This is a genomic window from Mesorhizobium sp. B3-1-9, assembly GCF_006439595.1.
In the GTDB taxonomy this organism is placed as follows: domain Bacteria; phylum Pseudomonadota; class Alphaproteobacteria; order Rhizobiales; family Rhizobiaceae; genus Mesorhizobium.
In genome coordinates this window covers 66,463-86,029 of the sequence record NZ_VFTJ01000012.1, presented here as the reverse complement: position 1 = coordinate 86,029, position 19,567 = coordinate 66,463, and the positions used below count along the sequence as shown (strand labels likewise).

Genomic DNA, 19,567 nt, shown 5'->3' with positions numbered 1-19,567 from the left:
ATCAGGCTGAGCGCGCCGCCGCGGCAGGCTCGAGCATCAGGATGCTGCCGCCGCTCCTGCCGGCAGGCTTGACGCCGTCATCGGCGGCCGGAACGCCGGTCAGCTCGCCGAACGCCTCGATCGGGCCAGGCCTGCCGAGATAATATCCCTGGCCGATGTCGCAATCCTCGGCATCGAGAAAGCGCAGCTCGTCCAGCGTCTCGACGCCTTCGGCCAGGACCGGCAGGCCGAGGCCGCGCCCCAAACCCAGCACGGCGCGCACGATGGTCGCCACCTGGTCGTTGCGGTCGACAGACTTGATGAAGGATCCGTCGATCTTGATCTTGTCGAACGGGAAGGCGCGCAGGTTGGACAGCGACGAATAGCCGGTGCCGAAATCGTCCATCGCCACCCGCACGCCGAGCGCCTTGATCTGGCGCAAGGTGGCCAGCGCCCGCGGCATGTCCTTCACCAGCGCCGTCTCGGTGATCTCGAGCTCGAGCCGGCCCGCCGCCAGGCCTGAACGAAGCAGCACCTCATGCACCCGGCGGCTGAAATCGAGGTTGTGAAGCTGCACCGCCGAGACGTTAACCGCGATCGTCAACGGGTTCTTCCATGTTGCGGCCTCGTTGCAGGCCGTCGCCAGCACCCACTCGCCGATCTGGGCGATCGAACCGCTATCCTCGGCCACCGGGATGAACACCGAGGGCGGAACCTCTCCGCGTTCGGGATGCTGCCAGCGGAGCAAGGCCTCGAAGCCGACCATCCTGCCGCTGCTGATTTCCTTCTGCGGCTGGTAGACGAGCCGGAATTCGCCGCGCGCCACGGCCTGGCGCAGGTCCTGCTCCATGATGCGCCGGTCTCGCGCCTCGGCGCCCATCGAGGCCTCGAAGTAGCGGAACGTATCCTTGCCCTCGGCCTTGGCGCGATAGAGCGCGGTGTCGGCATGGCTGATCAGCGCCGCCTGTTCGTCGGCGTCGAGCGGGTAGAGCGCGATGCCGATGCTGGCCGAAATCATGCCGCCGGGCGACAGCCGGTTTTCCTGACGCAGCGCCGAAAGCACCGCTTCGGCAATGCGGCCGGCCGCCTGCGGGTCGGGAAGGCTGGGGGCTATGATGGCGAATTCGTCGCCGCCGAGCCGGGCCAGCATCTGGCCGTGGCGCAGCACGCCGGAGGCGCAGTGAGCCACCTTTTGCAACACGGCGTCGCCGGCGGCGTGGCCGAAGAGGTCGTTCACTTCCTTGAACCGGTCGAGATCGAGAAGCATGAGCGCCAACTGGCCGTCTTTGCCGCCTTCCGCGGACGCGGCGATCTCGGCTTCCAGGCGGCCGGTGAAGCTGCGGCGATTGGCAAGCCCGGTGAGCGGGTCGTAATGCGCGAGGCGCATGATCTCCTGCTCGGCCTTCCTGCGCTCGCGAATATCGCGGACGGCAACGACCAGGTGCGGCTTGCCGCAATAATCGATGCTCCTGGCGATCAGTTCCACCGGAATCCGGCTGTCGTCCTGGCCGCGCAGGTCGACCTCCTGCGCCTGCCCGTTGCCGGCGGCGACGGCGGAAGCAATCCGCTCGCCGAACAGGTCGCCTAGCGTCATCGCGTTCAGCGTGCCGGCGGCGATGCCGCTCAGCGCAGCGATGCTGTCATTGGCGCTGACGATGCGGCTGCCGTCGCAGACGATGAGGCCCTCGACGGCGGCATTGGCGAGACCGTGCATACGCTCCGCCTCTGTCCTGTGGCGGCGGAAGCGCAGGTCGATCCACAGCGCCGTGGCCGACAGCACCAGGATGACGAGGCTTGCCGCCGCGGCGGCAAAGGCCTGCGACATCGGCGCAATCGTGAATTTCGAGATCTCGATCGAGGAATCCGGATAGATCGAGACGGCGGCCATGGCGATGAAATGCAGCGTGCAGATCGCCAGCGTGAGCAGGACAGCGCTGGCGACCGTCGCCTGTGTGGACGGCCGGCGAAGCACGACAAGCATGGAGAGCGCGGCAAGCGTTACGCCCGAGGCCAACGACGCGGCGACCAGCAGCTGGTTCCAGACGATCCGGCCTTCGACCTCGAAAGCCGCCATGCCGGTATAATGCATCGCCGCAATGCCGATGCCGAGCACGGCGCCCCCGACGAGGTAGTGGTCGATGCTACGGCGCACCGTCGCGATCCACATACCGGCCGCGGTCAGGATGACGGACATCGCCAGCGAAGCCACCGAAAGCTCGGCGTTGTAGGCGTTGGGTATTCCCGGCGTGAAGGCGATCATGGCGATGAAGTGCGTCGCCCATATGCCGAAGCCGGTCGACGCGGCTGCAATCAGCAGCCACATATGACGGTTTCGGCTCGTCGATTGGTCGACATGGCGAAGCAGGTTGACGGCGGAGAAACAGGAGATTCCGCAAATGAGCGCGGCCAGTGCCACCAGTCTCAGGTCGTGCTCGTTCACGATGCAATTATAGACGGTCAGCATCTTGCTTCACCTGATCTTCCCCCATCAATCAAGGCAACATGATTGATTAGGGCCGGACGGCTGAAGAATCGATTATGCTGCCCGCAACCGCTGCGTGCTTTCCAGGTTGTATTGATGCGCCGGAACGATCTCAGGATCGATTGTGTCGATCCGGGAGGCCGTTACTTCACCCGCACCGTGACCACCAGCGCCTCGTGATCGGCGCTCGGGCTGCCGTCCGGCAACACCGCCGGCAGCGTCGCCGGCGCGCTTGCCGTGAGGCCGCGGGTGAAGAACCAGTCGATATGGCCGGCCGGCGTCAAGTCGCCGACCGCGCGCCGCTGGGTGGGCTTGTCGAAAGCATTGGCCGTCTTCCAGTCGTAGCCATGCCCGGCAAACACCGCGAACAAAGGCTCATGGCGCTCCGGATACATCAGCCGGTCCGGTTCGGCGGCAACGCGCTTTAGCCACGCCGCAGGATCGTCATTGCGTTCCGGGTATGTGGCGGTCAGCGTGTTGAAGTCGCCGCCGATCAGGACCGGCGCCTCCGCGTCATACCTGTCGATGGCGTCGAGGAGATGGCGCGTCTGGTCGGCGCGGCCGGCAGGCGTGGTGCGGTTTTCGAGATGCACCGAAACGACGGTGACCCGATGGTCGCCGACCATCACCTGCCCGCCAAGCGCCATGCGGCCGCCAATGCGCGGCTGGCCGTGCTCCGGCAGGAACCAGGCGCCGGCCGCGTCCAGGCGAATGAGAAAAGGCCGCAGCAGCGGAACGGCACTGGTTACGGCATTGCCATGGAAGCCCTCCGTGTTCTCGGCGCCGCCATTTGCCGCCTGCTCCGTCTCATTGCCGGTGCCGAGTTCCAGGAACTCGACGCCATAGGCGTAGGAATGGCCCAGACGATCGGCAAGCCGGCTCAACAGATGGCCGTTGCCGGAGCGGGCCATGCCTTTGTCAACCTCGGACAGCAGCACGACGTCCGGCGCCTGGCCGGCGATCGTTGCGGCGATGGCATCGATATGGCGCAGCCGCTCGACGTTCCAGGCCATGACGGTCAGGCTCCCGCCGACGCTCCCGCGCGACGCCTGGCCGCCGATCTCGATCTCGCCCAGGGCGGGAACGGCGGCGGCGTGGCGCAGATGGGTGGCGCTGTCGCGCGGTCCGTTCCGCATCGCGTTGCGGGCGGCCACAGGCACGTGCGTGAGCTGCGGGACCAGCATGTCTCTTCTCATCCAGTTAGCCGGTTAATCACGGAAGGCCTTTTCGGCGCTTCGAGGCGCCCTAGCTTCCTAGAGCGCCGATGTGACGTTTTCATGCCGGCGCGACCGCTGCCAGGGGAGGAGAGACTGGCTGTCCACAGGAACCGCTTACCGGTCCAGGGGCCACAACAGAACTGTCACATACCTTCTCTATGAGAGCGGGCAAGGACTTGCGCAAAAACCCTTGTCACACTGCCAATCAAGAGGGAAAAACCATGACGATCATCAAGCGGGGCTTTGCCGCCCTTGCCGCCGGCGCGCTCAGCACCGCGCTCGCGGTTCCTGCTTTTGCGGAGCCGGTCAAATTCGATTTCTGGTTCGGTCTTTCGGGCGATCTCGCCCGCGTCGTCGATACGCTGTGCAAGAACTTCAACGAATCCCAGAAGGACTACGAGGTCGTCTGCACCAGCCAGGGCAATTACGACGCCACGCTGCAGAACACGATCGCCGCCTTCCGCGCCGGCAAGCAGCCCACCGTCGTCCAGGTCTATGACGTCGGCACCGCCACCATGATGCTGTCGGGCGCCTACAAGCCCGCCGACAAGCTGATGGAAGAGAACGGCTACAAGATCGACTACAGCGACTATTTCCCAGGCATCGCGCGCTATTACGCGACGTCGAAGGGCGAGATGCTGTCCTTCCCCTTCAACTCGTCGACCGCGCTGATGTACTGGAACAAGGACGCCTTCGCCAAAATCGGCAAGACCGAGGCGCCGAAGACCTGGGAAGATGTCGCCGCCGACCTCCAGGCCTTGAAGGACGCCGGCTATGATTGCCCGATGGCGATCAACATCTCGGCCAATGAAAGCTGGCAGCTGATGGAGCAGTTCTCGGCGCTGCACAACCAGCCGGTCGCCACCAAGAACAACGGCTATGACGGCCTCGACGCCCGCCTCGAAGTCAACAAGACCAAGTTCGTCCAGTACGTCACCGACCTCAAGAAGTGGTATGACGCCGGCTTGGTCAAGATCAAGTCGAAGGATCTCGGCCAGGATATGGTTCAGGCTTTCGCCACCGGCACCTGCCAGCTCATCCTGACCTCGATCGGCGACCACGGCACCGTCGGCCGCACGCAGAAGGAAGGCATGAACTGGGACGTCGCCGAGCTGCCGGTCTATGCCGGCACCGAGCGCAAGAATTCGCTGGTCGGCGGTGCTTCGCTGTGGGTGCTGTCGGGCAAGTCGGACGGCGAATACAAGGGCGCGGCCGCGTTCCTCAACTTCATCCACGACCCCAAGACCGCTTTGTTCTGGTCGACCAACACCGGCTACATTCCGGTGACGAAGTCGGGCTTCGATTTCATGAAGTCCAACGGCTTCTACGACAAGGCGCCCTATAAGGGCCGCGAAGTGGCTATCGCCAGCCTGACCGCGTCGGAGCCGACCGACATCACCCGCGGCGTTCGCCTCGGCAACTTCACCCAGATCCGCGCCGAGTTCGGCACCCAGATGCAGGCGATCTTCGCCAACAAGGTCAGCGTGCAGGAAGGCCTCGACGCGCTGGTCAAGAATGGCGACGCGATCCTCGATCGCTTCCAGCAGACCTATCCGGGTAAGACCCTGCCCTGATCCCGGATACTGGAACGGCCGCCCGCCGAGCATCGACGGGCGGCCATTTCCTATGGGTTTTGATTTACGCATGTCTTTGTCCCGAAACCGGTTCCCACTTTCGGGAGACATGCTTTAGTCTTGTGCCGCGAGAGCGGGTTGGCGGTTCAACGACATCGGCGGATCGATGGAAAAACGCGTCACTTTCAGCAAATGGACGATCGGCATCCTGTTCGCCGTGCCGCAGCTTTTCCTGATCTTCACCTTCTTCTACTGGCCGGCCGGGCAGGCCGTGTACTGGTCGCTGACGCTGCAGCAGCCTTGGGGCGGCGGCAATATCTGGGTCGGGCTCGACAATTTCCGCTCGATCCTGTCCAACGCCAGCTACTGGGACTCGATCACCGCCAGCATGATCTTCGCCGGCATCAGCACGGGTCTGGCGATGACAATCGCGCTGGTGCTCGCCGCCTTGACCGACCGGCAACTTGCCGGCTCATGGCTGTATCGCGTGGTGCTGATCTGGCCCTACGGCATCGCCGCGCCGGCGCTTGCGCTGGCATTTCGCTTCATCCTGGCGCCGGAAGCCGGCTTCATGGCCGTCGTCAACCGAGCCTGGCCCGGCTTCTGGGACCCGGGCCTCGACGGCGCCGACGCCATGGCCTCGATCATCATCGCCTTTTCCTGGAAATATGTCGGCTATAATTTCATCTTCTTCCTCGCCGCTTTTCAGGCGATTCCGCGCTCGCTGATCGAGGCGGCGGCGATGGACGGCTCCGGCGTCATCAGGCGCTTCTGGGATATCCAGTTCCCGCTGATCACGCCGACCATCTTCTTCCTGCTGGTCATCAACATCACCGAGAGCTTCCAGGATTCCTTCGGCATCGTCGACATCATGACCGCCGGCGGCCCGGCCAACGCCACCAATCTGATGGTCTACAAGATCTATTCCGACGGCTTCAAAGGTTTGGATTATTCAGGCGCCGCCGCGCAGAGCATCATCCTGATGCTGCTGATCATCGCCCTTACCATCGTTCAGTTCCGCTTCATCGAGCGGCGCGTGCATTACCGGTGAGGCGGCCATGGTCGAGCGCACCCCGATCCTCAATTTCTTCACGCATCTGATCCTGTTCGCCGGCTTCGTATTCTGCGTGGCGCCGTTTGTTATCGTCGCGATCGCCGCCTCGCACAATCTGAAGGACGTCAACGACGTGCCGATGTCGCTGCTGCCCGGCAGCGATTTCTGGGTCAACATCAAGACGGCGTGGACGACCGCCGATCTCGGTCCGAAGCTGCTCAACTCCTTCATCATGGCGTTTGGCGTGGCTGCCGGCAAAGTGATCATCTCGGCGCTGACCGCCTTCTCGATCGTCTATTTCCGCTATCCCGGCCGCATGCTGATGTTCTGGCTGATCTTCATCACGCTGATGCTGCCGCTCGAGGTGCGCATCGTGCCGACCTACGCGGTGGTTGCCAACGTGCTCGAGCCCTATCAGGCGATCATGGACCTGACCGGCCTCTCCTGGCTGATCGAAAAGGTCTCGGGCGTGCAGGTTTCGCTCAGTCTGGGACTGCTCAACTCCTATAGCGGCCTGATCCTGCCGCTGGTCGCCACCGCCACCGGCACGTTCCTCTACCGCCAGTTCTTCCTGACCGTGCCGGACGAGTTGACCGAGGCGGCGCGCATGGACGGCGCCGGCGCGCTGCGCTTCTTCGTCGATATCCTTCTGCCGCTGTCGCGCAACAACATGGCAGCGCTCGGCACCATCATGTTCCTGTGGGCCTGGAACCAGTATCTGTGGCCGTTGCTCATCACCACGGACCAGTCGCATGCGATGGCGGTGACCGAGCTGAAGCAGCTCATACCCAATGTCGGCGGCGCGCCGGAATGGCATATCGCCATGGCCGGCACGCTGATCGTCATGCTGCCGCCGCTGATCGTCGTGGTCTTGATGCAGCGCTGGTTCGTGCGCGGCCTGATCGCCACCGAAAAATAGGGAGACAAAAATGGCCTCCATCACCATTCGCGGCGTCAAGAAGAACTACGCCAAGACGCAGGTCGTGCACGGCGTCGACCTCGACTTCGCTTCGGGCGAATTCGTCGTCATCCTGGGGCCGTCGGGCTGCGGCAAGTCCACGCTGCTCAGGATGATCGCCGGGCTGGAAGAGATTTCCGACGGCACGATCGCGATCGACGGCACGGTGGTCAACAGGCTCGAGCCGCGCGAGCGCGGCTGCGCCATGGTGTTCCAGAATTACGCGCTCTATCCGCATATGAGCGTGGCACAGAATATCGGCTATTCGCTGAAGGTAGCCGGCGTTGCGTCGGCCGAGCGCGCCCAGCGCGTCCAGGCGGTGGCACGCGTCCTGGAGCTGGAGCACCTGCTCGACCGCAAGCCGATGGCGCTCTCCGGCGGCCAGCGCCAGCGCGTCGCCATGGGCCGCGCCATGATCCGCGAGCCGAAGGTGTTCCTCTTCGACGAGCCGCTCTCCAACCTCGACGCCAAGCTGCGCGTGCAGATGCGCTCCGAGATCCGCAAGCTGCACCGGCGCCTCAGCGCCACCTCGGTCTTCGTCACGCATGACCAGGTCGAGGCGATGACGCTGGCCGACCGGCTGGTGGTGATGAATGGCGGCCGCGTCGAGCAGGTCGGCACGCCGGCGGAAGTCTACAGCCGGCCGGCAAGCCGCTTCGTCGCCACCTTCGTCGGCGCGCCGGCGATGAACATGCTCGAAGGCACCGTCACGCTCGACGGGCTGTCATTGCTCGGCGGCAGCCGCAAGCTCAATGTGTCGCGCACGGGCGTTCCCGTGGGCGCGAAAGTCGCGGTCGGGATTCGGCCGGAGGCGGTGCGCATGGTGGCGCCGGGCACGCCGGGAGCGCTCGCGGCGACTGTCGATCTCGTCGAAGAGTTGGGCGCCGGCCGCGTCGTCTATGTCGATCTCGACGGCGCGCCTTTCTCCATCGTGACGTCGGAGACCGTTCACCCCGAACCGGGCAGCACGATCGGCCTGCAGTTCGCCGAATCGGACCTGCACTTCTTCTCCTCGGAGACGGGTGGCAGGCTCGACGTGTTCAAGGCCTCGGTGCCGGAACCGGCTCCGGCGACGTTGTGAATTTGATTTGAGGGTTCATGCAATGAAAATCATCCAGGTCACCGACGTCCATCTCGGCCGTCGGCGCGAGATACGCTACGGCGCGAACCTGAATGAACGACTCGATCGATGCATCGATCATATCAATCAACGTCATAGCGATGCGACGCTCTGCATCTTCACCGGCGACCTGACCGATGACGGAGAGGCCGAGAGCTATTCCGATTTGAAATCGGCGCTGAGCCGGCTCACTGTGCCTTACCAGCTGCTGCCTGGAAACCATGACCGGCGCGCCAATCTGATCGCCGCCTTTCCGGATAACGGGACGGACGGCAACGGCTTCGTGCAGTCGGTGCTCGACACGCCGGAAGGGCGACTCGTTTTTCTCGACAGCATGGCGGAGGGCCGCGTCACCGGCGAGTTGTGCGACAACCGGCTTGCATGGCTCGACGCACGGCTTGGCGAGGCGGCAGGCAAGGCGGCTTATATTTTCCTGCATCATCCACCCGTCGAGCTTGGCCTCACTCTGCTCGACCCGCTCGGCCTCGAACAGCCGCAGCGGCTCATCGACGTGCTGACCCGCCACGGCAATGTCCGCTACATCTTCTTCGGCCATGTCCATCGCGACATCGCCGGCACCGTCGCCGGCATTCCGTTCTCGGTGCAGCGCGGCCTGCATGCCCGCTTCATGCTTGACCTGGTCGGCGACGAAGTGGTCGAGCAGGCGCCGCCCGCCTATTCGATCATCCTGATCGATGGGCAGCGTGTGGTCATTCACAGCGTTGATTTCCTGGAGCAATGGCCGCTTTGGTCGCCTGCGACCGGGCAGCGCGTGCGCTGAGGCATGCCGATATTCAGGTGAGGCCGGCCTGCAAACGGCGGTTTCCTGCGCTTCCGGTGCTCACGTACTTCAAGTACGCTCCGCTCCGGTTCTCGGAACCCGCCGTTTTCGGCTCGGCCTGACCTGAATCTCGACACGCCTCAACCCCGACCTAAGCAAAGACATGCGCCTTGCCGGTGAAGGTGAGGCGCACGATCTCGCCTACAGCCGGCGCGTCCATGCCTGTCCTGCGCAGGATGAGCGGCGTGTTGCCGATGGCGGCGGCATCGGGCGGATCCGGGCTGTTGAGCAGCCGCACCGCGACGGTGCAGACCGAGCCGGCGAACTCGCAGTCCGTCACTTCGCCGAACAGCATGTCCGGCGTGCCGGACATGCCCTCGCGCGAGGTCCGCTTGAGCAGGACCTGCTCGGGCCGCAGCATAATGCGCGCGACATCGCGCCGTTCCTTTGTGTCGACTGCGATGCGGCCGAGTCGCGACACGGCAAAACCGTCCGCGATCCTCGCCGGCACGATGATGGCGTCGCCGAGGAACTCGGCGACCATCCTGTCCCTGGGCTGGAAATAGAGCTCGCGCGGCGTGCCGACCTGCGAGAACAGGCCGTCGCGCATCACCGCCACCTGGCTGGCGAAGGAGAGCGCCTCGGCCTGGTCGTGCGTGACCAGTATGGTGGTGATGCCGGCCTCTTCCAGAAGCTCGGCCACCGCCTTGCGCATCGACGCGCGAAGCCCGGTGTCGAGCGCCGAGAACGGCTCGTCGAGCAGCATCAGCCTGGGCTTCATGGCCATGGCGCGGGCAAGCGCCACGCGCTGCTGCTGGCCGCCGGAAAGCTCGTGCGGCCGCCGCTTCAGGATCGCCTTGTCCAGTCCGACGATGTAGGCGAGCTCGACGATATGCTCGGCTCGTCTATCGGCATTCCGCGCGATGCCGAAACCGATATTGTCGGCGATGGTGAGATGCGGGAACAGAGCGCCGTCCTGCGCGACGACGCCGATGCCGCGCCGATGCGCCGGCACGGCCGCGCCGCCATTGGCGAGCACCTTGCCGTCGAGCGCGATGCGACCGCGGTCCGGCGCCTCGAAGCCAGCGATCAGCCTGAGCAAGGTTGTCTTGCCGCAGCCGGACGGCCCGACGATCGCGGTGCGGCTGCCGCTCTCGACAGCCAGGTCGACGCCGGCGAGTGCCGTCACCGGGCCGTAGCTTTTCGCGACGCCATTGAGTTCGAGAAAGCTCATCGTCCGGCCATCCGCTTCGATTGGACGTAGAGCCACCAGGTCATCGGCAGCGACATCGCCACCATGATCAGCGCATAAGGGGCGGCGGAGGCGTAGTCGATCTCGCCGCTGTAGGACCAGAAGGCCATCGCCAGCGTGCGGGTGCCGTTGGGCGCCAGCATCTGGGTGGCGGTGAGCTCGTTGGTGATGCCGAGCGCCACCATCGCCATGCCGGCCGCTGCACCCGGCGCCGACAGACGGATGGTCGTCGACCACAGCGCCTTGACCGGCGGACGGCCGAGGCTGGAAGCGGCGCGCTCCAGCTCCACCGGCGCCTGCGCGATCGAGGCGCGCAAGCTTATCAGTGCGCGCGGCAGGAACATCAGCGCGTAACCGAACAGGATGGTGAACAGCGTCTGGTAGAGCGGCAGCGCGACGCGCACGGTGATGGTCACCAGCGCCAGCGCGATGACCACGCCCGGCAACGCGCCGACGATATAGTTGCAGCTCTCGAGCAGACGCTGCAGCCGTCCCGGCGCGCGGATCGAGATCCAGGCCATCGGCATGGCGGCCAGCGTTGCAAGCACCGCGCCGGCGATGGCGAGGAACAACGTCTGGCCGAGCGCCAGCCCGATCTCGTCCCAACGCCAGACTTCCGTGCCGCCGGCGATCAACCAGCGGCTGACCGTGACGAAGGGCACGCCGAGCGACAGCAGCGCGACGCCCGCCGGCAAAAGCAGGCAGGGCAAGGTGGCGCGGCCCAGGCGAGCGCGCTGCTGCTGGCGCGCGGCGCCGGAACCGACGCGGGCATAGCGCTCCTCGCCGCGTATCATCACCTCGAGAGCGAGCAGGAAAAGGCAGCAGACCACCAGCACGGCGGCCAGCATGTTGGCCGCCGGACCGTTGAAGGTCGACTGGAACTGGTCGACGATCGCGGTGGTGAAGGTATCGAAACGGATGAAGACATAGAGGCCGTATTCGGCCAGAAGATGCAGGCCGACCAGCAGCGAGCCGCCGCAGATGGCGAGCCTGAGCTGCGGCAGCACCACGCGCGCGAAAACCCGCCAAGGATCAAGACCAAGCGCCGCGGCCGCATCCTCCAGCGCCGGATCGAGCCGGCGCAGCGCGGCGGCGATCGGCAAGTAGAGGAAAGGGAAATAGGCGATGACGGAGACCAGCACGCCGGCCCACAGCCCGTGCAGGCCCGGAACGAAGCTGATCCAGGCATAACTGTGCACGAAAGCGGGAATGGCGAGCGGCGCGACCGAAAGCCACGACCACCAGCGGTTACCTGGCAGGTCGCTGCGCTCGGTCAGCCAGGCCAGCGCCACCGACAGCACGATGGCGATCGGCACGGCGACAACGACGAGGAGCACGGTGTTGACCAGCAATTCGCCGACGCGCGGGCGGAAGATCAGCGCCGCCACGGTATCCCAGCCGGTCTGGATCGCCACCCAGACGATGAAGGCGAGCGGCAGCAGCGCGATAAGCGCGATCAGAGCGGCGGCGAGCGTGATCCACGAGATGGACCGGTGCTTCTTCATCCCGGCCGCCGGCAGTCTTGCCGGCGTCATGTCGATCGCCGACTGCATCAGGCAGGCCGCTGCGCCGCTGCCGCCGGGCGGCGGAAGCGATCTGATACGCCGCGCGAGCGGCTCGAAGCGCAGTCGATCGTCATCGACGAAGCCATCTCCAAACAAAAACGCTCCCGCGGAAGGCGAATTGCCGCGGGAGCACGGTCGTTTGCCCTTTTAGGACCAACGCGAACTAAAGCAAGCCGGCTTGCGTCATCAGGTCGATGACCTTCTTGGAATTCAGCGTCGCCGGATCGACTTTCGGCGCCTGCAGGTCGGGGAGCGGCACCAGCTTCGGGTTGGATTCGGCACCCTTGCCGACCGCATATTCATACGACGTGCCGGTCTTCAGCACGTCCTGGCCGCCCTTGCCGGTCACCCACTTCAGGAAGGCTTGGGCTTCCTTCGGATGCTTGCTGGAAGCCAGCACGCCGCCGCCCGACACCGAAACGAAGGCGCCTGGGTCCTGGTTCTTGAAATAGTGCAGGGCGACATTCCCGCTGTTTTCGCCGGTCTTGGCCTGATCGCCGAAATAGTAATAGTGGTAGATCACGCCGCCATCGATCTCGCCGGCATTGACCGCCTTCATCACCGTCGAGTTGCCCTTGTAGGCGGTGAAGTTCGTCTTCATTGCCTTCAGCCAGTCGGCGGTGGCGGCTTCGCCCTTGATCTGCAGCAGCGCGCTGACGATGGCCTGGAAGTCGGCGCCGGACGGCGAAGCGGCCCAGCGGCCCTTCCAGCTGGGATCGGCAAGATCGAGCAGCGACTTGGGCAACTGGTCTTCCTTGAGCTTGTCCTTGTTGTAGGCAAAGACGGTGCTGCGGGCGGCGACGCCGACCCACTTGCCGCTCGACGGCTGGTATTCCTGCGGAACCTGCGCCAGCGTATCGACGTCAACCGGCGCCAACAGGCCGGCCGCCTCGACCAGCGCCATGGCCGGCGAATTCTCGGTCAGGAACACATCGGCCGGCGAGGCCGCGCCCTCGGCGACGATCTGGTTGGAAAAATCGCTGTCGCCGCCGTTGCGCAACGTAACCTTGATGCCGGTTTCCTTGGTGAAGCCCGCCGCCCATTCCTTGGCGAGGCTCTCATGCTGGGCATTGTAGACAATGATGCCTTGATCCTCGGCCATGGCCGGGGCGGCGATCAGGCCGAGCGCCAGCGCGGTGGCGAGCGTGGAAAGGGCAATCTTCATGGGCATCATCCTCAAATCTGGAGACAGGGTTCGGACACGGCTGCACCTATCAATACCTGATTATTGTAGTCAACATTGTGACCCTGCTTCAATCGGTCGCCGTGCCGCAAACTTTCGTGATTTTGCGGTAGTTTGGCTTGGACATTATTTCGCCGGCCACGTAACAAACCAAGGCCGAGACGCGAACATCTGGGGGTAAACTCTTGTGACCGGCAAGGACGAGGCCGAGCTTTCCCGGCTGCTCAGGGCCGCGATCGGTGGAGACGAAAGGGCTTATGCCGACTTTCTGCACCGGGTCGCCACCCTCGTTCGCGGCTTTGTCCGGCGCAAAATCGTTCAGGGCGGGGTCGACCCCGAGGATGTCGTGCAGGAAACATTGCTGGCCATTCATGTGAAACGCCACACTTGGCGGCCGGATGCGCCGGTGTTGCCCTGGATCTATGCGATCGCCCGCTTCAAGCTGATCGACGCGTTCCGCAGGCGCGGGCGGCGCATCGAGGTCGAGATCGACGAGATCGCCGAAACCTTCGCCGAGCCGGAGGCGGAGACGGTGAGCGAGCGCGATATCAACCGGGCGCTCGACGGATTGCCGCCCGCGCAACGCTCGGTGGTCTCCTCGATCTCGGTCGACGGGCAGTCGATCGGCGAGACGGCGGCCAAGCTCGGCATCAGCGAGACGGCGGTGCGGGTGTCCCTGCATCGCGGCCTCGCGGCGATCGCAAAAAGATTCGGACGACAGTGACATGAGGACCGAGGATCTCATCAAGGCGCTCGACGCCGATGCCCGCGACAAGGCGATGCCGATGGGCAAGGCCTGGTGGCTGGCGGTCGGCGTGGCCGTGGTGATCGCGGCGGTGGTTTTCTTTGCGACCATCGGGCCGCGCCCCGACATCATGCTGGCCATGCATACGATGCGCTTCATGTCGAAATTCCTGTTCACGCTGGTGCTTGCGGTCAGCGCCTTCGCGCTGATCCGCGCGCTTTCGATGCCGGGTGCTTCGACCAGGCGGGCAATGGCCTGGATGATTGCCGCGCCGCTTCTGGTCGTGCTGGCCGTGATCCTCGAGCTATTTGTCGTGCCCGAGGCCGATTGGGGCAAGCGGCTCGTCGGCACGAACATGATGATCTGCATGAGCTTCATCCCGCTGATCGGCATCGGTCCGCTGGCGATCTTCCTCGGCATGCTGCGTTATGGCGCGCCGACGCGGCCGGTGCTTGCCGGCGCCGTCGCCGGCCTGCTCGCGGGCGGGGTCGCGGCAACCTTCTATGCCGCGCATTGCTTCGACGATTCACCGCTCTTCGTTGCCACCTGGTATACGGTCGCGATCGCCTTCCTGACGCTGCTCGGAGCCATCGGCGGCCGGCTCTTCGTGCGCTGGTAGCCGCCGCACACCGATTCTTCGGTACAGTTTGGAAACAGTACCTTAAGCATGCCGGCAATTGTTTGCCGGTTAGCGGAGTGATCGCCAGCGTCCACGCAACCATTCCTTAAAACCGATCCGCCAGGGTTGTGGCAACGTGCAGTTGCGTGTTGGGTGGGATCGCATTGTGGCGTGGTTGAACTGGAAAGGGCTCTCCGTGCCGACAGGCACGCTGCGCAGGGTCTGCTGGTGGTCGGCCTGGTCGCCGCAGCCGTGTCGATCCTGCTGCCGCGTCTTGAACTGGGCGCCGACGCGCTGAGGCTCTGCCTGCAGATATCCGTCGCCATCACCGCCGCGACGCTGTTTTTGTCGGCGCTGTTCATTCACCGCATCGTCGACGATCGCCGGCAGATAGCCGAGAGCGAGCAGCGCTTCCGCCGCGCCATGGAGGATTCGGCGATCGGCGTCGCCATTGTCGGCCTCGACGGTCGCATCCAGCAGGCCAACCCTGCCTTCGCAGCCATGCTCGGCTACAGCCGCGCGGAGATCGAGGCGCTGACCTTCCCGCAGATCACGCATCCGGACGATCTTTCGATCGGCCGCGAGACGATGATGAACGTGCGGGAAGGCCGGATCAGCTCCTACCATTTCGAAAAGCGCTACCTCAGGAAAGACGGGACTCCGGTCTGGGCGCAGCTTGCCGGCTCGGTCATCTGCGACGAGGACACAGGCAAGCCGCTTTATCTGGTGTCGCAGATCGAGGACATCGACGCCCGCAGGCAGGCCGAGGCGCGCATCGCCGAGGCCGAGACTCGATGGAATTTCGCGCTCACCAGTGCCGGGCAGGGCATCTGGAGCCTCGATATGCGCAAGGGCGGCACGACCTATTCCGAAACCTGGGTGAAGATGCTGGGCTATGCCGACGGCGAGCTCGACGGCGACCCCGACCGCTGGCTGACCATGATCCACCCCGACGATCGCGAGCGCGTCGCCGAGGCGGATCGCGCGCACCTTGCCGGCGAGACGGCCTTTTTCGAGGCGGAGTTCCGTATGCGGCACAAGGACGGCCACTGGGTCTGGATCCTCGACCGCGGCAAGGTGATCGAGCGTGACGGCGAGGGCCGGCTGGTCCAGGCCATCGGCAGCCTGACCGATATCACCGAGCGCAAAGAGGCCGAGGCGCGGCTGATGGTCTCGGCGGCGATGCTGGCCGACGAGAAGGAACGTCTCAGGGTGACGCTGCAGTCGATCGGCGATGCGGTGATCTGCACCGATGCCGCCAATCGCGTCACCTTCATGAACCCGGTTGCCGAAAAGCTCACCGGAGTTGACGTTGGCGAGGCTATGGGCAAGATGCTCGGCCATGTTTATTGGGCGGTCGACGAGGAAATCGGGCAGAGGATCGGGCTGACGCGCCCTTCGACGAGCGAGCGGCCGCATTGCGACCAGAACACGCGGGCTGTCCTTGTCCGGCGCGACGACACGCGCTGCAGCATCCGCCAAGTGGTGTCGCCGATGATGAACGACCGCGACGAGTTCTGCGGCCTCGTCATCGTCTTCCAGGATTTCACCGACGCGCGCGCCCTGCAGCGCCAGCTGGCCTACGCCGCCGCTCATGACGCGCTGACCGGGCTCGCCAACCGCTCGAGCTTCATCCGCACTATGGAGGAACTGGTCGACCAGTGCCGTCTCAATGGCGGCGAGCATCAGTTCATGTTCGTCGACCTCGACCACTTCAAGGCGGTCAACGACACCGGCGGCCATGCCGCGGGCGATGCGCTGCTCAAGCGCGTGGCCGACACCCTGCGCAATGTGCTTGGCCCGGAAGACATCGTCGCGCGGCTCGGCGGCGACGAGTTCGCTGTCATCCTCAAATCGGGCGCCGCGGCGCGCGGGCCGATCGCGGCACGCTCGGTCATCGACGCCATCCGCAACCTCAATTTCAGCTGGGACGGGCGCCCGCATTCGATCGGCGCCAGCATCGGGCTCGCGCCGATCCGCGCCGGTTGCGGCGAAGTGGACGAGATCATCGCCCGCGCCGACGCCGCCTGCTATGCCGCCAAGGCGGCAGGACGCGGCTGCGTTTCGGCGGCACCCGACGAAGTTTCGACCGAGGATATTTCGAACGGCGTCGTGCGGCCTCCGCCGCTTGCGGCGGCCTCCTGAGCCGCGCCGAAAGGGTTCAGCCGGGGAAGATCAGCGCGTCGGCACCGGATGGTCGCCGCGATAGTCGTAGAAGCCGCGGCCGGTCTTGCGGCCGAGCCAGCCGGCCTCGACATATTTCACCAGCAGCGGGCAGGGGCGGTATTTCGAATCCGACAGGCCCTCATGCAGCACCTGCATGATCGACAGGCAGGTGTCGAGGCCGATGAAGTCGGCGAGCTGCAGCGGTCCCATCGGGTGGTTGGCGCCGAGCCGCATGGCGGTGTCGATGGCATCGACCGTGCCGACGCCTTCGTAGAGCGTGTAGATCGCCTCGTTGATCATCGGCAGCAGAATGCGGTTGACGATGAAGGCCGGGAAATCCTCGGAAACGGTGATCGTCTTGTCGAGGTGCTTCACATAGGTCTTGGCGGCCTCGAAGGTCTGGTCCTCGGTGGCGATGCCGCGCACCAGCTCGACCAGCTTCATCACCGGCACCGGGTTCATGAAATGTATGCCGATGAAGCGCTCGGGACGATCGGTCTGGGCGGCAAGCCGGGTGATCGAGATGGACGAGGTGTTGGTCGCCAGGATCGCTTCCGGATTGAGCTGCGGGCAGAGCTGCGCGTAGATCTTGCGCTTGACCGTCTCGTCCTCGGTCGCCGCTTCGATCACAAGATCGGCGGCGGCGAGGTCGGCCATGGCCGGGGCGGCGGAGATGCGCGCCATCGCTTCGTTGCGCGCCGTCTCCTCCAGCTTGCCGGAACCGACCTGGCGCGCCATGTTGCCGCTGACGGTGGCGATGCCCTTCTCGATCCGGTCGGGCGACACGTCGTGGATCAGGACCTTGTAGCCCCCGAGCGCCGAGACATGGGCGATACCGCCACCCATCTGACCCGCTCCGACAATGCCGATCGTCTCGATCTTGCTCATTACCCCGATCCCGTCCTGAGCATTTCCGCTTCTTTGAAGCGCGGAAACGCTCCTATTTGTTTATTTCCTGCAATCCGGACGCAAAACCGCCGGATTGGCTTCAGGCCTTGATGGCCCGCTTTTTGTGCAGTGCAAACTAAAAGGGCGGGGCGACTTCGTCTACCCCACCCTTCGGATTTTAATATGCCGGAACCGGCTGCGTCAAAGCGCCTTTTGCAGCTCCGGCAGGATGACGAAGAGATCGCCGACCAGGCCGTAGTCGGCAACCTGGAAGATCGGGGCTTCCTCGTCCTTGTTGATGGCGACGATGACCTTCGAATCCTTCATGCCGGCCAGGTGCTGGATGGCGCCGGAAATGCCGACGGCGATGTAGAGGTCGGGCGCGACCACCTTGCCGGTCTGGCCGACCTGCCAGTCGTTCGGCGCGTAGCCGGCGTCGACCGCGGCGCGCGAGGCGCCGACCGCGGCGCCGAGCTTGTCGGCGACCGGCAGGATGACTTCCTGGAACTTCTCCGAGGAGCCGAGCGCGCGGCCACCCGAGATGATGATCTTGGCCGAAGTCAGTTCCGGTCGATCGTTCTCGGAGAGCTTGTTCTCGACGAAGGAGGAGAGGCCCGGATTGGCGGCGGCGTTGGCCGTTTCGACCGAGGCCGAGCCGCCTTCCGGCGCCGCCGAGAAGGATGCGGTGCGCACCGTGATAACCTTCTTGGCGTCGGTCGACTGCACGGTCTGGATGGCGTTGCCGGCATAGATCGGCCGCTTGAAGGTGTCGGGCGAGACGACCTCGATGATCTCGGACACCTGGGCGACGTCGAGCAGCGCCGCCACGCGCGGCGCGACGTTCTTGCCCGACGAGGTGGCGGGCGCGACGATCGTGTCGTAGCCGCCAGCCAGCGAGACGATGAGAGCCGCGGTCGGCTCGGCGAGGCGTTCCGAAAGCTCGTCGGCCTCGGCGAGCAGCACCTTGCGGACGCCCTTCAGCTTGGCGGCGGCGTCGGCGGCAGCCTTGGCGCCCTTGCCGGCCACCAGCACGTCGACATCGGAGCCAATCTGCAGCGCGGCCGACAGCGCCTTTGCCGTCTGGTCGGAAAGACTTGCGTTGTCGTGTTCGGCGATGAGGAGAATTGCCATTTTCTTTATCCTTTCCTGACCGCTCAGAGCACGCCGGCTTCGTTCTTGAGCTTCTCGACGAGCTCGGCCACTGACTTCACCTTGACGCCCGCCTTGCGGCCGCTCGGTTCCTCGGTCTTGACCACCTTGAGGCGCGGCTTGACGTCGGCGCCGTAGTCGGCCGGGCTCTTCTCGTCGAGCGGCTTCTTCTTAGCCTTCATGATGTTGGGCAGCGAGGCATAGCGCGGCTGGTTGAGGCGAAGGTCGGCGGTGACGATCGCCGGCATCTTCAGCTCCACCGTCTGCAGGCCGCCATCGACTTCGCGCGTCACCTTGGCATGATCAACTTCGAGCACGATCTTGGACGCGAAGGTACCCTGCGACCAACCAAGCAGTGCCGCCAGCATCTGGCCGGTCTGGTTCGAATCGTCGTCGATCGCCTGCTTGCCGAGGATGACAAGGCCGGGCGCCTCGGCCTCGACCACGCCCTTCAGCACCTTGGCGACTCCCAGCGGCTCGGTCTGCTCGTCGGTCTTGACGAGGATGGCGCGGTCAGCGCCCATGGCGAGCGCGGTGCGCAGCGTCTCCTGCGCCTGCTGCGGGCCGACCGAGACGACGATGATCTCTTCCGCCTTGCCGGCTTCCTTGATGCGGATGGCTTCCTCGACCGCGATCTCATCGAACGGGTTCATCGCCATCTTGACGTTGGCAAGCTCAACGCCCAGTCCATCGGCTTTCACCCGGACCTTGACGTTGGCGTCCACAACCCGCTTCACGGGCACAAGGATCTTCATTTTCCTGTCACCTCTCCTGAGATAGTCGGGGCGCTATACCAGCGTGCGCCCTGTCAGAGTTGTCGAAAGCCGACATTACG

Annotated in this window: 16 protein-coding genes; 8 read left to right on the top strand and 8 right to left on the bottom strand. The window is 64.8% G+C overall.

The features are described 5' to 3' along the window. Position 1: 1 nt before the first annotated feature. Positions 2 to 2,443, bottom strand: a complete 2,442-nt coding sequence (locus FJW07_RS20900) for an EAL domain-containing protein (RefSeq protein WP_140858592.1) — start codon at positions 2,441 to 2,443, stop codon at positions 2 to 4. Between the two features lie 161 nt (positions 2,444 to 2,604). Continuing rightward, the gene (locus tag FJW07_RS20895; protein ID WP_140858590.1) at positions 2,605 to 3,645 is read right to left on the bottom strand and encodes an endonuclease/exonuclease/phosphatase family protein; all 1,041 of its coding nucleotides are present in this window, start codon (positions 3,643 to 3,645) and stop codon (positions 2,605 to 2,607) included. Positions 3,646 to 3,899: 254 nt separating this feature from the next. On the opposite strand from FJW07_RS20895, the gene FJW07_RS20890 reads away from it, so the two are divergent. From FJW07_RS20890 to FJW07_RS20870, 5 genes are all read left to right on the top strand, one after another. Continuing rightward, complete coding sequence (locus tag FJW07_RS20890) at positions 3,900 to 5,252, top strand: extracellular solute-binding protein (RefSeq protein ID WP_140858588.1); 1,353 nt, start codon at positions 3,900 to 3,902, stop codon at positions 5,250 to 5,252. Positions 5,253 to 5,418: 166 nt separating this feature from the next. After that, positions 5,419 to 6,303, top strand: a complete 885-nt coding sequence (locus FJW07_RS20885; protein ID WP_140658787.1) for an ABC transporter permease subunit — start codon at positions 5,419 to 5,421, stop codon at positions 6,301 to 6,303. 7 nt (positions 6,304 to 6,310) lie between these two features. Further along, on the top strand, positions 6,311 to 7,225 hold the full coding sequence (locus FJW07_RS20880; protein WP_140858586.1) for an ABC transporter permease subunit: 915 nt from the start codon (positions 6,311 to 6,313) through the stop codon (positions 7,223 to 7,225). A gap of 10 nt (positions 7,226 to 7,235) precedes the next feature. Further along, positions 7,236 to 8,345 (top strand): sn-glycerol-3-phosphate ABC transporter ATP-binding protein UgpC, encoded by a 1,110-nt coding sequence (ugpC, locus tag FJW07_RS20875; protein ID WP_140858584.1) that lies wholly within the window; start codon positions 7,236 to 7,238, stop codon positions 8,343 to 8,345. Positions 8,346 to 8,367: 22 nt separating this feature from the next. Continuing rightward, complete coding sequence (locus FJW07_RS20870) at positions 8,368 to 9,165, top strand: phosphodiesterase (protein WP_140858582.1); 798 nt, start codon at positions 8,368 to 8,370, stop codon at positions 9,163 to 9,165. A gap of 151 nt (positions 9,166 to 9,316) precedes the next feature. On the opposite strand, the gene FJW07_RS20865 is transcribed toward FJW07_RS20870, so the two are convergent. The 3 genes from FJW07_RS20865 to FJW07_RS20855 all read right to left on the bottom strand — a co-directional run bounded on the left by FJW07_RS20865 (position 9,317) and on the right by FJW07_RS20855 (position 13,147). After that, positions 9,317 to 10,399, bottom strand: a complete 1,083-nt coding sequence (locus FJW07_RS20865) for an ABC transporter ATP-binding protein (protein ID WP_140858580.1) — start codon at positions 10,397 to 10,399, stop codon at positions 9,317 to 9,319. After that, positions 10,396 to 11,952: an iron ABC transporter permease gene (locus FJW07_RS20860; RefSeq protein WP_246680833.1), complete on the bottom strand. Its 1,557-nt coding sequence runs from the start codon at positions 11,950 to 11,952 to the stop codon at positions 10,396 to 10,398. Before FJW07_RS20860 ends, FJW07_RS20865 begins: the two co-directional genes overlap by 4 nt. Positions 11,953 to 12,145: 193 nt before the next feature. Next, positions 12,146 to 13,147, bottom strand: a complete 1,002-nt coding sequence (locus tag FJW07_RS20855; protein WP_140858578.1) for an iron ABC transporter substrate-binding protein — start codon at positions 13,145 to 13,147, stop codon at positions 12,146 to 12,148. 205 nt (positions 13,148 to 13,352) lie between these two features. Between FJW07_RS20855 and FJW07_RS20850 the strand changes: the two genes are divergently transcribed. From FJW07_RS20850 to FJW07_RS20840, 3 genes are all read left to right on the top strand, one after another. Continuing rightward, on the top strand, positions 13,353 to 13,889 hold the full coding sequence (locus FJW07_RS20850; RefSeq protein WP_140858576.1) for a sigma-70 family RNA polymerase sigma factor: 537 nt from the start codon (positions 13,353 to 13,355) through the stop codon (positions 13,887 to 13,889). 1 nt (position 13,890) lies between these two features. Continuing rightward, positions 13,891 to 14,529, top strand: a complete 639-nt coding sequence (locus tag FJW07_RS20845; RefSeq protein WP_140704925.1) for an NrsF family protein — start codon at positions 13,891 to 13,893, stop codon at positions 14,527 to 14,529. Between the two features lie 171 nt (positions 14,530 to 14,700). Continuing rightward, entirely contained in the window at positions 14,701 to 16,674 is a 1,974-nt protein-coding gene (locus FJW07_RS20840; protein WP_246680829.1) for a PAS domain S-box protein, read from the top strand. 30 nt (positions 16,675 to 16,704) lie between these two features. Here the strand turns inward: FJW07_RS20840 and FJW07_RS20835 are convergent, their stop codons facing one another. The 3 genes from FJW07_RS20835 to FJW07_RS20825 form a co-directional block, all read right to left on the bottom strand. After that, positions 16,705 to 17,583: a 3-hydroxybutyryl-CoA dehydrogenase gene (locus FJW07_RS20835; RefSeq protein WP_140658797.1), complete on the bottom strand. Its 879-nt coding sequence runs from the start codon at positions 17,581 to 17,583 to the stop codon at positions 16,705 to 16,707. A gap of 201 nt (positions 17,584 to 17,784) precedes the next feature. Beyond that, on the bottom strand, positions 17,785 to 18,714 hold the full coding sequence (locus FJW07_RS20830) for an electron transfer flavoprotein subunit alpha/FixB family protein (protein WP_140658798.1): 930 nt from the start codon (positions 18,712 to 18,714) through the stop codon (positions 17,785 to 17,787). A 23-nt stretch (positions 18,715 to 18,737) separates the two neighbouring features. Continuing rightward, entirely contained in the window at positions 18,738 to 19,487 is a 750-nt protein-coding gene (locus FJW07_RS20825; RefSeq protein WP_140858574.1) for an electron transfer flavoprotein subunit beta/FixA family protein, read from the bottom strand. Positions 19,488 to 19,567 lie beyond the last annotated feature (80 nt).

Bases quoted from the DNA above. Each gene is read 5' to 3' on its own strand.
- FJW07_RS20830 (WP_140658798.1), bottom strand. From the start codon at position 18,714: ATGGCAATTCTCCTCATCGCCGAACACGACAACGCAAGTCTTTCCGAC.
- FJW07_RS20865 (WP_140858580.1), bottom strand. From the start codon at position 10,399: ATGAGCTTTCTCGAACTCAATGGCGTCGCGAAAAGCTACGGCCCGGTG.
- FJW07_RS20870 (WP_140858582.1), top strand. From the start codon at position 8,368: ATGAAAATCATCCAGGTCACCGACGTCCATCTCGGCCGTCGGCGCGAG.
- FJW07_RS20895 (WP_140858590.1), bottom strand. From the start codon at position 3,645: ATGCTGGTCCCGCAGCTCACGCACGTGCCTGTGGCCGCCCGCAACGCG.
- FJW07_RS20890 (WP_140858588.1), top strand. From the start codon at position 3,900: ATGACGATCATCAAGCGGGGCTTTGCCGCCCTTGCCGCCGGCGCGCTC.
- FJW07_RS20885 (WP_140658787.1), top strand. From the start codon at position 5,419: ATGGAAAAACGCGTCACTTTCAGCAAATGGACGATCGGCATCCTGTTC.
- FJW07_RS20855 (WP_140858578.1), bottom strand. From the start codon at position 13,147: ATGAAGATTGCCCTTTCCACGCTCGCCACCGCGCTGGCGCTCGGCCTG.
- FJW07_RS20860 (WP_246680833.1), bottom strand. From the start codon at position 11,952: ATGACGCCGGCAAGACTGCCGGCGGCCGGGATGAAGAAGCACCGGTCC.
- FJW07_RS20825 (WP_140858574.1), bottom strand. From the start codon at position 19,487: ATGAAGATCCTTGTGCCCGTGAAGCGGGTTGTGGACGCCAACGTCAAG.
- FJW07_RS20845 (WP_140704925.1), top strand. From the start codon at position 13,891: ATGAGGACCGAGGATCTCATCAAGGCGCTCGACGCCGATGCCCGCGAC.
- ugpC (WP_140858584.1), top strand. From the start codon at position 7,236: ATGGCCTCCATCACCATTCGCGGCGTCAAGAAGAACTACGCCAAGACG.
- FJW07_RS20900 (WP_140858592.1), bottom strand. From the start codon at position 2,443: ATGCTGACCGTCTATAATTGCATCGTGAACGAGCACGACCTGAGACTG.
- FJW07_RS20835 (WP_140658797.1), bottom strand. From the start codon at position 17,583: ATGAGCAAGATCGAGACGATCGGCATTGTCGGAGCGGGTCAGATGGGT.
- FJW07_RS20880 (WP_140858586.1), top strand. From the start codon at position 6,311: ATGGTCGAGCGCACCCCGATCCTCAATTTCTTCACGCATCTGATCCTG.